The 14,417-nt window shown below is 43.8% G+C and carries 10 protein-coding genes; 8 read left to right on the top strand and 2 right to left on the bottom strand.

Annotation, left to right across the window (positions count from 1 at the left end; translation table 11 throughout):
• Window positions 1–29 precede the first annotated feature (29 nt).
• From PTQ21_RS22540 to PTQ21_RS22525, 4 genes are all read left to right on the top strand, one after another.
• Window positions 30–2,261 carry an FAD-dependent oxidoreductase gene (locus PTQ21_RS22540; protein WP_274567229.1) on the top strand — a complete coding sequence of 744 codons (2,232 nt, stop codon included), beginning with the start codon at window positions 30–32 and terminating at the stop codon, window positions 2,259–2,261.
• Between the two features lie 17 nt (window positions 2,262–2,278).
• Window positions 2,279–3,487 carry an SGNH/GDSL hydrolase family protein gene (locus PTQ21_RS22535; protein WP_274567228.1) on the top strand — a complete coding sequence of 403 codons (1,209 nt, stop codon included), beginning with the start codon at window positions 2,279–2,281 and terminating at the stop codon, window positions 3,485–3,487.
• 298 nt (window positions 3,488–3,785) lie between these two features.
• Complete coding sequence (locus tag PTQ21_RS22530; RefSeq protein ID WP_274567227.1) at window positions 3,786–8,816, top strand: golvesin C-terminal-like domain-containing protein; 5,031 nt, start codon at window positions 3,786–3,788, stop codon at window positions 8,814–8,816.
• A gap of 421 nt (window positions 8,817–9,237) precedes the next feature.
• Entirely contained in the window at window positions 9,238–10,110 is an 873-nt protein-coding gene (locus tag PTQ21_RS22525; protein WP_274567226.1) for an AraC family transcriptional regulator, read from the top strand.
• A 274-nt stretch (window positions 10,111–10,384) separates the two neighbouring features.
• Here PTQ21_RS22525 and PTQ21_RS22520 read toward each other — a convergent pair whose 3' ends face one another.
• Entirely contained in the window at window positions 10,385–10,870 is a 486-nt protein-coding gene (locus PTQ21_RS22520) for a hypothetical protein (RefSeq protein ID WP_063563715.1), read from the bottom strand.
• Window positions 10,871–11,550: 680 nt separating this feature from the next.
• On the opposite strand from PTQ21_RS22520, the gene PTQ21_RS22515 reads away from it, so the two are divergent.
• Window positions 11,551–12,114, top strand: a complete 564-nt coding sequence (locus PTQ21_RS22515) for a class I SAM-dependent methyltransferase (RefSeq protein WP_063563716.1) — start codon at window positions 11,551–11,553, stop codon at window positions 12,112–12,114.
• A 223-nt stretch (window positions 12,115–12,337) separates the two neighbouring features.
• Here the strand turns inward: PTQ21_RS22515 and PTQ21_RS22510 are convergent, their stop codons facing one another.
• Window positions 12,338–12,631 carry a carboxylesterase family protein gene (locus PTQ21_RS22510; protein ID WP_274567225.1) on the bottom strand — a complete coding sequence of 98 codons (294 nt, stop codon included), beginning with the start codon at window positions 12,629–12,631 and terminating at the stop codon, window positions 12,338–12,340.
• A gap of 8 nt (window positions 12,632–12,639) precedes the next feature.
• On the opposite strand from PTQ21_RS22510, the gene PTQ21_RS31505 reads away from it, so the two are divergent.
• The 3 genes from PTQ21_RS31505 to PTQ21_RS22500 all read left to right on the top strand — a co-directional run bounded on the left by PTQ21_RS31505 (window position 12,640) and on the right by PTQ21_RS22500 (window position 14,386).
• Window positions 12,640–12,741 (top strand): hypothetical protein, encoded by a 102-nt coding sequence (locus PTQ21_RS31505; RefSeq protein WP_161490553.1) that lies wholly within the window; start codon window positions 12,640–12,642, stop codon window positions 12,739–12,741.
• Window positions 12,742–12,890: 149 nt separating this feature from the next.
• Complete coding sequence (locus PTQ21_RS22505; protein ID WP_274567224.1) at window positions 12,891–13,226, top strand: hypothetical protein; 336 nt, start codon at window positions 12,891–12,893, stop codon at window positions 13,224–13,226.
• 293 nt (window positions 13,227–13,519) lie between these two features.
• On the top strand, window positions 13,520–14,386 hold the full coding sequence (locus PTQ21_RS22500; protein ID WP_274567222.1) for an AraC family transcriptional regulator: 867 nt from the start codon (window positions 13,520–13,522) through the stop codon (window positions 14,384–14,386).
• Window positions 14,387–14,417 lie beyond the last annotated feature (31 nt).

Genomic DNA, 14,417 nt, shown 5'->3' with positions numbered 1-14,417 from the left:
AACCATTACCATGATAGGAGCATCTAATCATGGAGGTTATCAAAATGGAGCTTATGAAAGCAGATGTAACCGTCGTAGGTGGAGGTATTGCAGGGATATGTGCTGCCATTGCAGCTGCACGCCAAGGTCTGCAGGTTTCACTTATTAATGATCGGCCGGTGCTTGGGGGAAATGCGAGCAGCGAGGTCAGAGTTCATATCAACGGGTCGGCATATCTCGGAAATAGTCCATCCTATTATGCCCGCGAGGGCGGGTTGGTAGAAGAACTCAAGCTGAAGATCTTTCATTATAATCCGTTATATAACAAGAAGCTTATGCTTTCGCTTTCGGATACGGTCTTGCTCGACATGGTTTATGATGAGCCTAACATTTCTCTGTTTCTGAATACATGTGTACATGAAACGGGCATGGAGAACGGCAGAATTCAATGGGTGGAGGGCCTTCAATTAGCTTCCGAAAGAAAATTTCGTTTTGAAAGCCCAACCTATATTGATTGCTCCGGTGATGGAATAGTTGGATACCAAGCAGGTGCTGACTTCCGATGGGGAAGAGAAGCGAAGCATGAATACAAGGAGGAGCTCGCTCCAGAAGTGGCGGATCATTACACGATGGGCGATACGATTCTGTTTCAAGCCCGTGACGTAAACTATGCCGTTCCTTACAAAAGGCCTGGCTTTGCGTATGATATCACGAAGCTGGAGTTTTTCGATAGTATCAGAAAAGGATTAAACCATCGGTCTTTTCCAAGGAAAATCAACGGGCTTGGCGGATTGTGGTGGCTGGAATACGGCGGTCATATGGATATTATCAAGAATAATGAAGACATCGCATTGGAACTGCGGAAATTGGTGTACGGGATATGGGATTATATCAAAAATATCGGTGAGTTTGATGACGTAGACAATCTCATCTTGGATTATGTATGCCCGATTCCAGGAAAGCGGGAGTCAAGACGGTTTATCGGGGAGCACATGCTGTCTCAGAACGATCTTACAGCAAAGACTCACTTCGAAGATGCTGTATCCGTCGGAGGCTGGTATATGGATCTGCATGCGAATAAAGGCATTTACGATGAAGGGCCGGCTACAGCTTGGAATTTTGTGCCGGGGTTGTATAATATCCCTTTCCGCAGCTTATTTTCACGTAATATTCCCAATCTCATGTTCGCTGGCCGCAATATAAGCGCTACCCATGTGGCTTTCGGGTCTACAAGGGTGATGGCAACCTGTGGTTGTATGGGGCAGGCGGTAGGAACGGCTGCTGCGTTATGCGTAAAATATGATACAGACCCCGCGGACATCGTCAAAGCGCATATGGATGAGCTTCAGACGCAGCTGCTTCGAGACGGGCAAACGATTGTAGGGTTTCAAGAGCAGTTGGATCCTTATTTTGCTGACGGCTTAACGATTCGTGCCTCGTCTCAGCGAAGCTATGATCATCTGCATCCTACCGAAGAGATCTCCTTGGAAAAAGCGTTATGTTTGGTCTTACCGATTCAGACATCCTTGGCTGAAAGCGTGCAGATCAAAATAAAAAATAGATCCGAGCAATCGGAAACGTTGCAAGTGAAGCTGTTTGGCGGGGAGCGGAAGGAAAACTATATTCCCGCCAGCGAGCTGAAAGGCTACAACTTGTTGATTTCAGCGGGTCACGATGACTGGATTACACTGGACCTCAGCTGCAAGAAGCCAGCTGATGACAAGGTCTACATCGTATTGGAAGGTTCAGAGAGCCTTTCGATACACACGAATGAAGAGAAAATGACTGGAGTGGTGAGCTTCTTTTATAAACCGGAAGAGCCGTCCAGGCTGAAGAAGCTTAATAAGAGCATTTGCTTTAAAGACCTATCGCCATCCCAAAATATGTATAGCCCTGAGAATGTCGTCAACGGCTTCTCCAGACCTTATGGTCTACCGAACAGCTGGATTTCTGAACGTTCGGAAGGACAGGAGTGGTTGGAATTTGCTTTTGCAAGCCCCAAGAATCTGGATGAAATCCATCTTGTTTTCAATTCGCAGCTGAATTTGGAGCATTTCGACGATCCGATCGAGCCGTTGATTCAAGATTATGATGTGATCTTAACCTTAGAAGACGGAACCGAGAGTGAAATGAATATCCGTGGGAATTATCTTTCGTTGAATAAACATCAGGTGGATGCAAAAGGTGTAACCCGAGTCCGACTTGATTTCTGTGCAACGTATGGTTCGCCTTATTATGAAGTGTTTGCTGTCAAATTTTTTGCTCCTAAAAACGCTAAGTGAGGGCGGGTGAAGTCACGATGAAGGAATTTTTCCCTCGAAGAGGGCTGCCTAATGTCATTCAAAAGTTGGAAAATGGGGAAACAGTAACAATTGTCTATTTTGGCGGCAGTAATACACGTTCTAAAGGATACAGGGTCATGACGGCGGATTGGCTGCGAGGGCAATATCCGCATGCAGATATCCGCTCTGTGAACGCAGGCATTGATGGGACAGGATCGGACCTCGGCTGCGCCCGTTTGGAGACAGATGTACTGCGTCATCAGCCTGATCTAGTGTTTGTTGAATTTGTTGGTAACGATGGCGGAGTTCCCGAATCCAAGGCGCGGATCGAAGGCATCGTCCGACAGATTCACAAGCACAGCCGGTTTACCGATATTCTGTTTGTGTATACGGTTAAGGAACGGGATTTGACCTCATTTCAATCGGGCCAATACCAGAAGGGCGCTCGTATGCAAGAGGAAGTCGCTGACTATTACGGCATTCCTTCGATTCATCTGGGCGTAGCAGTCAGTCAATTGGTTTTGGAAGGAAAGCTCATTTTCACCTTAAGAGCAGACGTATCTATTCCCGGAGCCGTTATTTTTACGCATGATTCGATCCATCCAACGATTCCCGAAGGACATCAGATTTACACGGATACAATCACCCGGTCGTTTGAGAAAATCAGAGAGCTTCGAGATCACGTAGGAAAAGTCGAACATCACTTGCCGCAGGATCCATTGGTCCCGGCCAACCCTTGGGAGTATGCAACCATGCTACCACTGGACAGTCTTACTCATTTTTCCGCGGGGTGGTCTTACATGACCCCTGATGATTTTGCTTTAGTGCGCGAGTATGATTGGTTGTTCCCCGGTCTATGGCGAGCAGTCGATCCCGGAGAGACGATCACAGTGGAGTTTGAGGGAACTCACATCGGATTATTCGATATTGGGGGGCCGGATTCTGGCAGATTGAAGGTGACGGTGGATGAGGGTGAACCTTTTCTTATCGATCGATTCACTTCATATAACGATCATAATCGAAATCAATATGTTTACTTACCGGAGCTACCGAATGGGAAACATACGGTTCGCTTCGAAATCGATCACAAGAAGACAGACAAAGCGGCCGTGTTTGAGGCAAGTGGCAATGAAAGAGGTATGGAACATGTTCGACAACATCCGGCTTGGTATGATCAAACGGTCATTCAGCTTGGGAAGTTGCTATTGGTGCAGCCGCCATTATAATTGATTGGTCTACTTGGAAGACCTATATTCTATCTGACTGCAATGAGCGCTCAATTAGGATGTAGGTTTCTTTTTTTTACTTAAAATCGTATAAGAAATTCTTAAAATGAAAGAAATTTCACGGTGATGTGACATGCTAAGATAGAAACGACAGAGCGGGATTAGCCAGAAGACTAAATTTAATTGCTTTTTTACGATCATTTGAGCAAAGGGTAAACTTTTTTTGGAAGCGTTATCATTAATAGGAGAGGCTGTGAGTTGTATGGTCAAAAGGAAGCTTTTTTTCTTCATCGTTTTCATGTTGACGATAGTAATTCCTTCCAGCCTGATCGGAATAAGGGCCGCTTATGCGGAGACCTTACCTTATCAGACCATTATCATCGATGACGGGAGCATTAAGATTAATGATGTTGTGACACCTGATGCGGGTAACGAGAACAATGGATATTCGGCTCCAAATTGGACCACAAGCACAGGGGTGAAGGGGTATGATCTTTCCAGCACCCAATATACGAGTACAGCAGGCAGAACGATAACATGGAACCCACGCTTGGAAGCAGGAACGGCGAAAATATCTTTCTATAAGCTGGATTGGGCAGATAAGGCTGATAGCAATGTGAAAATCGAAATTGTTCATAATGGAACGACGGATGTAGTCTTTATGGATTTAAGACCCTCATCTGGCGCTCCAGCTGGTTGGGTTGATTTGGGAGAGTACTATTTTTCCGGAGTTGGTGAAGAATTCGTTAAATTGACCCGGTCTACCGGCACCGCGAATACGATCCTTACGCGTGCGGATGCGGTAAAGTTCGAAGGGAATATAAGGCAGAAAGAACCACACAAGACGATCATCATTGATGATGGAAGCCTCACAATTGATAATGTCGTCACTGTTGATTCAGGCAACGTCAATAACGGGTTCTCCGCTCCATATTGGACCACAAGCGCAGGAGTAAAGGGATACAATAATTCCAGTTCCAAATATACGGATGCTGTAGGTAGAACTATCACATGGAATCCGCGCTTGGAAGCAGGGACGGCGAAAATATCGTTCTATAAGCTGGATTGGGCGGATAAAGCAGATAGTAATGTGAAGATTGAGATTGTTCATAACGGGATTACGGATGTTAAGTTTATGGATCTTAGACCTTCGTCAGGTCCATCGGTTGGATGGGTGGATCTGGGGGAGTATGAGTTTAGTGGTGATGATAGCGAATTTGTCAGGCTGACTCGAACGCAACCTACGACGGGTACGATTATTACTCGGGCCGATGCAGTCAAGTTCGAAGGAAATATCCGGCAGCAAGCACCACCCTTGCCCCCGCTGCGGAGCCGCACATTAGCGAATCTCAGTTATACGGAAAAAGGCAGCATCGAAAATGCTAACTATAAGGCGACCTTCTATGAGGCAGCATGGGATGGGGGGAAATCCATCGTTCGTGACATGTTCTATAAGAACACGGACACGGGAAACTGGACGCCAATCAATAACGTATCGGAAAGACTTGAGGAGCAATGGGTTTTATTGGATGGGAATGCGGGCAGCCGAACCAATTACTACGATACGATGAACAAACGCTGGATTACATTCGATGGGGTCCATTTTCCCGATAACCACACGGCGGTGTTAACCGATTCTACGCATGGCAGTGATTACGATTTTGAAGTGAACTGGTCCATGGCAGGGGAAAAACCAGATGTTTCTTTCGCCTTTACGCCTCGTCGCGACGGCAATTATGTGATTGGATATCAGTCCTTCACAACAGAGGCAGTCTCGGGCATCAATGAAGTGTTAAATGGATTCAGGTCACATGCCAAAATGGTAGGTACAGTGGAATCAACAAGTTTGAGAGAGCTGAGCGCTCCGATGAGCCTGGTTGAGAAAAATGATGGTTCGGGAAATCCATTAACGTATGGTGTATTTGTACCTTCGGCAGAGCTTCCGGTTGAATTTGAACCGACGGGAGGCGTTACGAAACAACGGCTTGGCATGAGTCTGGTCAACAACGAAGGCAGCGTGCAGCCAATCTTGTATGCGCCTCAATTAGGAACTTATTCGCAAATGACCGCAGAGAGCACTTATCAATTTCATATGGGGCTAATCGCTCAAAAAAGCAATCTGTATGAATCCTACGCGGATATTCTTCGCAATGAGTACGGTTATTCAGCATACCGCGAAAATGTGTCAGATCAGTCGCTAACTGACGCGATGTTCAATATGATCGATTTACTTAAGATTGAGCCGCAAGGGGACGACTCTGTTAATTATGTCCCGTCACCCAGCGGGTGGTGGAGCCGTGCCAAGGGCTTTATTGATATCGAAAACGAGGACAGCGTCCGAACAAGCTCGAATGCGGTTCTTTTGGGGGCTTACTATTTGACTGGGGATGACCAGCTTTACGATACGAGAGCACTGCCGTCCGTCCAGTATGGCGTATCGCGAAATGGTATCGGTTGGTCGCCGACGCAGAAGAAAGTATACGGTGTGCCTTCCTTATGGAAAATGGCTACTCTGCCGTTCGATGTTTCAAGCGTAGCCGCCGTCAATCAGATGATGGGCACTTCGGCAGGAATTGGGGCGCTGGCACAGGAAGAGTACCTCATGCGAGACCCGGACCAGAAAGACCGGGGGCCTGTCATTCAACCCCTGATGATGTATCGTATGACAGGAGAGGCGCAGTATTTGCAGGCTGCCAAGGATGCAGCCGATAGTTATATCTTGCAATATATCGATACGCCTGCAACCGTGGATGTGAGTAAAAATGAGTTCATTTATTATTATAGCAAGCTGTGGATGGAGATCTTGGAGCTATATGAGGAAACTCAGGATCCCAAATACTTGAATGCCGCTTATAAGGAAGCCAAACGGTATGCAACCATGTTCGTTGCTCGTCCAGTTCCTGAAGGTAACGTTACGATTCCTCAGCCTGAGACGTATAATTACGCGGAGTCGTTCCATTGGCCGGAAAGTGGTAAATTTCAATATCCTAGGCTCAAGCTTCCAGAAGATATAGCCGGAGGCGTTCAAGCGGATCGTTGGCTTGTTTCACCGAGCGGATTGACGTTTGAAGCAGGAAGTACAACCGGCTATTATCGGATGAATGCTCAGGAAGCTCCATTCATGCTGAGATTGTCGCTCTATACAGGGGATAAACTGCTGCAGGATATTGCTCATAATGCGGTTATTGGTCGATATTCCAGTTATCCAGGTTATTACTATAAAGGCTTCGCAGTTAGCCAACTTGAACCGGACTTTCCTCTGGAAGGCCCAAGCGGGGCTACATCCATCTATTATCACCATATTCCGGGGCAGCTAGGACAAACGATGGATTATTTGATCAGCGAACAATCATTGAAATCGAACGGGAGCATTACATTTCCTTCCGTATTTGAAACGAATTTTTTATGGTTCAAATATCACCTCTATGGTAATAAACCAGGTCAATTTTATGGTAATTCCGACGTTTGGCTTTGGATGCCCAAGGGGATTATTAAGACCAACCATCCTCAATTGAATTGGATAACGGGTGAAAGCGGGGATAAATTCTACATCGGGCTAAGCAATGCATCGTCAGATGAAGTTCAGACTCCGATCGAATTGAATGAACAAATCATTGGATTCAACCCGACACAGGATTATACTGTAACGATCATCCGCGACAATGGTACACCAGAGCAAGCAGTTATGAGTGGCGGAATCATTCAAGCCACGGTTTCAGGCAAGGGCATCACCGCGATCATTGTAGAAGGACTTAACATTGATGTGCCGCTGCATCAGGTTAGAACGGCTGAACTATCGGATGCAAGTTATTTCTTTGATACCCACAGTCCAATTGATGCTGTTAAAGGCATGCTGATGGTTAAGCCCGACGAAACGGTCTATGATGCTTATGTGCAGGCCAAAACGACGAAACCCGCGACCATTCATTATTCCTTGGATGGCGGGGCTACGTATACGACCGTCCCAGATACGATATACCCAATGGAATGGTCGATACGGGTGAATGATTTATCCCAAACTTTCACGTACTACGTGGAATCAGAGGGGAAACAGACCCGCAAGCGGACACTTTATCTGCCTGATCAGGTTACGGAAATTCCAGTCCAACCCGATGGGCAGGAGAGTTCATCTATCATTGTGGATAATACGGAGGCGGAGACAGAAGGCGTCTGGATAAGGGATACGACGGCTGACAACTATTACTATGATAACTATGTGTATGCCAAATCTACGGCCGGCAACGCGACAAGCAAAATGAGATGGAGGCCTGAGCTGCCGGAAAGTGTCACTTACAGTGTCTATTACAAGATTCCGCAAATCACCTCTGCAAGTGAAAATTGGACAACGAATGCCTCATTTACCGTGTATTACAGCGGAGGCTCCGAGACGGTTACTGTTGATGAGACAGCAGCGAATGGTACTTGGGTGCACCTAGGGGATTATCCTTTTGCTGCAGGCGATAGTGGGTACGTGGAACTAACCAATAAAGCCAACAAGTCCAGGGTCATTGCCGATGCGATCATGTGGGTGGACCCGAACAGGGTACCGCAATTGGAGTCTGCTGTGATCCTGTCTGATCGGAACGAGCTGCAGATGACTCAAACCGCACAGCTGAGCGTAACCGGCTATTTGGATAACGGTTTGATCGGTGATTTAACACAGGCCGATGTGCAGTATTTCGTTGATCGTACGGATCTGGCCGAAGTGGATAGCAGTGGGGTGTTGACCCTTCTTAATCTCGATGGGGACACGGATCACATTGAGGTATGGGCTACTGTCACGATTGACGGAGTGACCATAACCACACCATCTTTGAACATCACGATCAAGGACTTAACGGTTATCGTGGACAGTACAAATACAACTGGGTTATACACGACAGAAGGGTCTTGGAGTCAAAGCAATTTAGCCGGATACAAAATTGGGGTTAAGTCCCGTTACTCTACAGTTCAAGGATCATCTGCAACGTGGAAAGGCCAGTTTCCAGAGGGGAAATATACAGTCTCGATCTACAAGCTCGTCCATACGACGGGAAACGATAATAATGTCAAAGTGGAAGTGAAGCATAAGACGGGTACTGAGGTCACCTATATCGATGCAACGGCCGGCTCATCGGGTTGGGTTAATTTAGGAACGTTCGACTTTACGGGTGACGGTAGCGAGTATGTCCGGTTAACCAGGGTTACTCCTACAACCGTAGACCCGCCAACGCTTCCTGCCGATATGATCTATACGAGGGTTGACGCAGTTATGTTCGAACGGCATTCCGATGGTTCAGAGCTGCTTGCAAATGAGGCGCCAGGTGGTGAACCAATACTTTCTGAATAATAGCGGTGTTGCGACAGGCTTACATGATGCAGTTAGTTGTACTTGTGAGTTATTGAGGTGATGCTATACAAATTATTGTGAAATTACCCTAAAAGCTGAGTGGATGAGAACAATCCATTCGGCTTTTTTGGTCGGGGGACAAGAACATGTTCCCATTGAAGTCGCTCCTTTTAGCAAATGCTTTAAAAAGACACCATTAGTAATTTAATATATTATCTAATAACAAGTAGACGTAAATTAATACAGGTTTGCCATGGGCCATCAACTTGACGTTGAGCAGTGTTGGACAAGAGCGGAGAGGCGTTTAATGGGGCTGGTCAGGAAATCATGAAAGTAGCAATGCCTGCAAAATGGTGCAGGGAATGTCGGATACGAGAAGAAAGGCTCTGATATGCTTAGATCAACGAGGGAGGGAAAGATCATGAATGCACTAGCACGATTGAATGAGGGCTTGAGCTATATTGAGGAGAATCTAACGGATTCTGTGGAAATGAAAGAGGTAGCACGAATCGCCTGCTGCTCGGAATACCATTTTACACGTATGTTTTCCTTTCTAAGCGGCATTACTTTGTCAGAGTATATCCGACGTCGGCGCTTGACGCTGGCAGCTCTGGAACTAAGCCGGAATGACAGTAAAGTCATAGATGTTGCCCTCAAATATGGATATACTTCTCCGGATTCCTTCGCTAGAGCTTTTCAGAGCATGCATGGGGTTACGCCCTCGGAAGCGAAAAATCATGGTCCATCACTCAAGGCCTTCCCTCGAATGACATTCCAATTGACCATTCAAGGAGGAAGCGAAATGAACTACCGTATTGAAGACAAAGACGCCTTTCGGATTGTGGGTATCAGTAAAAGGGTGCCGATCGTGTTCAACGGGGTAAACCCGGACATTGCTGCGATGTATCAACGTCTTACGCCGGAATTAATTGAGACGATTAAGAGGATATCCAATGTTCAGCCGCTTGGGCTAATTAGTGCTTCGGCTCATTTTAGTGAGGAACGGATGGAGGAAAAGGGGGAACTAGATTATTATATCGGTGCAGCTACGACCCAAAAGGCTCCTGAGGGTTTGGCACAACTGGAAGTGCCTTCCTCGACATGGGCAGTGTTTACTGTCGTTGGTCCTTTTCCCGGTACGCTTCAGGATATCTGGGGAAGAATCTATTCCGAGTGGTTTCCTTCTTCAGATTATGAGCTGAGCGAAGGACCGGAAATCCTGTGGAATGAGCACAAGGATGTTACTTCTTTGCAATACAGAAGCGAGATATGGATACCGATACGGAAGCGATAAAGCTGTGTATCTTTATAAGTGTGGGGTGGCGCAATAGATTTAAATCGTGGATAAAGAAGAGTCCCATCCTCAATTTGTATTCCTATGTAGTGAGCAAGCGAGAATTATTGAATTTTTGAGTTGCAAATGTCGGTTATATGTGAAACACCAAAAGATCTCTTCATTATTGAAGAGATCTTTTGGTGTACAACAACTGTTTAATGAGAATCAGATTACATTACATAATGATGACAGATGAGTGCGTGAATCCATTTGCAAGGTACTGTTATGGTGTTTAATGTCCACCTGTATCGGAAGCCCAGACAGGATACCAGCCCAAGGCCGGATTTTCATTGTTGTACAGTACCAGATTGCCGTCATTTTGCATGATCAGCACATTACCTCTAAGATTGGCTGGCACATTGTCTGCTCCATAATATGTCTTAGACCATGCTAGGTTATCTGACGTCCAATAAGGTGTGTTTTGCGGATCTGATATAACCAACTTCCCGCTGAAATAATTAATCTGGAGTTTATGTATTCTTGTGTCCTTGGTTTTGCTGTTCCATATCATCTTGCGTGCCTTGACGTCCCAGATCTGCGCATCACCATAATTATCAAATTGAAACGAAAACCTGATATTGTTTGACACTAACCCGCCACCGGCGACGTTATACATCGTGTCATAAATCAGACGATCTCCACTGGCGGCGGAAGTCACAGGGGAAAATGAAATCAAAAACAAGAGCATGGCAATACATGATAAAAAGACTTTTTTCATAGAACATCCTCTTTTCCTGATATGTTTTAAGTGACTTATCAAATATATCATATATTTTTCTTTTATGGATAAAAATTGAATAAAATTCGCCTGCCAAGAGACTGTCATACGCAAACGGCCTGTTCTCTGAATGAGGAGATCGCGATTCATTAACTTTAGCAGAGCTTCTGGCGACAAGGCGATATGAGGATAAAATAATGAAAGATGCTCGAAAAACGATACTTCTTTTTACGTTTTCGTCGAGATTGGAGCGACGGGCTATTAGGCTTCATGGTCGAGTACCCAACAGACTTACAAGACTGAGGAGAACGATAGCAAGCACCTTACTCCATGTTTCATGCCAGCTTGGATCGTTGGTAATAGATGGAGGATTCTTCCAATTTTTTATGAAATATCGGGTTAGGTCAAGTGTAGGAAATTAGGGGGTTGGTGTGTTAAACATTGTTATTTACAAATCTTATTTTATACATTATAGTTATTATGGATAATGAATATCTTTAATGTGCTCAGAGAGGTGATTTCGGTGGTTAGAATAATATATGAACTAAAAAGCCTATAGAAAATCTCCTAAGCAGAACTTGTTGATCCCTTAGTTCAACAGGCAAGACTGGGATCTACCTCGACGTCAGCTGGAAAAAACAAAATATTTTTACAAATACGATTATACAAGGAGTATAAAAATGAATCCAAAACTACAAAGAAAAATTGAGCACTTGGAGAATATTGAGAGGTTCCCAGCAGAGGAGTTATTTAAGTTTATACAGCTTAATAAAGAGGACGAACTATTAGATCTTGGAGCTGGTACAGGTTATATAAGCTTTTCTTTTGCTAAATATGTGAAAAAGGTAGTTGCGTTTGATTACGATATTGATATTTTACAGTATCTAGAGCTAAAAGCTAAGGAAAAAGGGATAACCAATATTGAGACCACCGCTGCAAACTTTAAAGAAATGCCATTAGAGAACGATAGATTCGAAAAAGCTGTTGCTTCAATCTCGTTACACGAGGTTCAACCTCTTTCATTGGTGTTGGATGAAATCCACAGAGTTTTAAAAGACAAAGGGATCTTTTTGTGCATTGAATTAGAGAAGACGGAGATGACTAATGCTCCAAGGGTTTCATCGAAGGAGATGGAGGAAGAAATCGTTAAGGCAGGTTTTACAGTTATTGATACGATTCATCCACCAACACAAGTTGCTAACCAACCCGTCTATATCATTATTGCACAGAAGAAGGGTTACTAGTGAATCTGCTTTCAATTATAGTTCCCATAAGGGACGGCGAAGCCGTCCTTTTTGCTACATAATATTAAGTTCTTATTCTGAGACAAGACAAGAAACTTGGTTGTATCCGGAAATAACAGAGGAGTTGAAAGCTTATCGAATTGATCATACAGGGTGTAATTGTAGATTCTTCTCTCATAATCGGAAACTTTTACAAATGTCTTTTATTCTTTAAATGAAGATCTTAATTCAATGGCGCCCAAAATGGTAGTGTATCATCGTTAGGGTCGCCACTCTTGGCGAAATTTACCCAATACGTAAAGCCGAAAATACCGAGTCGGTAATTAATCGTTACGAATACAACCCCCTTTTTTGCCATGTTTTCGCCGTTGTACAAGTCCATGGAACCTGATCCGTTTTTAAATGCCCCTCCATGGATGTATACCAATACTGGCTGCTTCTTCTGATCTGATTTAGCACCTAACCATACATTTAAATATAAGCTGTCTTCACTTATTTTTTCATTATGTTGGTTCATCGATTGGTGTGCTGGTCCAGTGGATTAAGAATAACCAACGCGAATCCCCCGAAGATATGGCCGAAATAGTCATGCATCAACTATTGTCCAACTACAACAGATTAATTTGAAGTTCGGAATAAATGTAGTGGGGCCTTCTTTAACCTGTAATTAATTCTTAATCTATCTTAAGATAGCTGTATATGCAGTTTGAATTTGATCAAGATTTGCATATTGATCAAATTTGGCGATGTATTAAAGATGAGGAGGACGATGTAGAATGGAATTCAAGTTTGGGGACGCTGCTATTCTTCTACCCCCTTTACACATTACAATTATCGCAATAATTATTATTTTCTTTTTAATAAGGTGGAGCAAGCAATTAGAAACAAGACGTTTTACGGTTTTCTTTTACTTTTTAATTAGTACTTTCATTACTTCCATTTATTCTCGTGCTACAACAGAAGGTGTCTTTCAGTTATGGATTCCCTTAGGATTTATAGCGGTTTTCTTTTACTTGTTTCGCAGCGAAAGAAATCATCCTTCTAAGATGAAAGCGAGTATTTTAGGGCTTTCTATAGCAATATACCAGTTAATTCTTCAATATTTCGGATAAATTTTAATATTTTTGGTTTTAAGGAGTCAAATTTTTCCTTCTTTCGAACTAAAGTCGAGGGACAAGTACGTGAGCTTATAACGATTAGGTATGTATTCAAAGATTTATCCGCCGCTAATACATTAATCTAACGTGCAGATTAGTTGGAGATCTCTCAACGTTCTGAGGACTTATAACGACATAAACTTTTCGACGGATAAGAAACTTAATTGTGCACAAAAAGTTGCGATATGAAACCCTAGTACAACTATACTTTTGTTAAGAGGAGGGATCAGATGGATTGGCTTATGAGGATGAATCGGGCATTGGATTATATTGAAATCAATCTAGTCGGTGAGATCGAATTGAAGGAAATTGCTCAATGTGCTTGTTGTTCTTCACATCAGTTTCAGAGAATGTTCTCATTCATTACAAATGTTTCACTTGCAGAATACATAAGAAGAAGACGGCTTACGCTTGCTGCAATTGAATTGCAGAATAGTGATATGAGAGTTGTTGATATTGCCATAAAGTATGGTTATGAATCACCAGTTTCATTCGCAAGGGCTTTTCAATCGTTGCATGGTGTTAATCCAGCAATGGCCCGTGAAGAAGGGACTGTTCTCAAAGCCTATCCTCGGCTTTCCTTCCTTATTTCAATTAAAGGGGAAGAGCCTATGAACTATCGTATCGAAACAAAAGAAACCTTTCAAATATTTGGAATTGAGAAAGTTTTTCAATTAAACGGGATAGAGACTCCGGCAGAGTTATGGAAGCAAAGCCACGAAAACGGCGAGGTTGAAAGACTTGCTGCAAATGCCAGTGACCTTCCAGATCTTGTGAATCCGTATTATCATAAAGTACATGCTGCTTGTAGCTACAAAAAAACTGGAGAGGATACTTTCCCATACATGCTGTGTGCATTTAAAGATGAAACAAGTAAAGCCGAGGGGTATACAAGTATAACGATACCAGCACATACGTGGGCGATCTTTTCATCTGATCCCTTTACATGGGATAAATTCGATGAAACCATTGAAACATTATATAGACGATTCTTTTCTGAATGGCTTCCTACTACAGGATATGAACAGTTAGACGGAATGGAATTTGAAATTACTGGAGGTAAAGATGGTCTGAATTTTGTTGAGCTATGTTTTGCTGTAAGAAAAATATCTTAGTTCTATTTCTTTATAATCTGTGACTCTTGAA

It is taken from the genome of Paenibacillus marchantiae, assembly GCF_028771845.1.
Classification (GTDB): Bacteria; Bacillota; Bacilli; order Paenibacillales; family Paenibacillaceae; genus Paenibacillus; species Paenibacillus marchantiae.
Note: the sequence above shows the minus strand (reverse complement) of the source record. Positions and strands in the feature narration are given on the sequence as shown.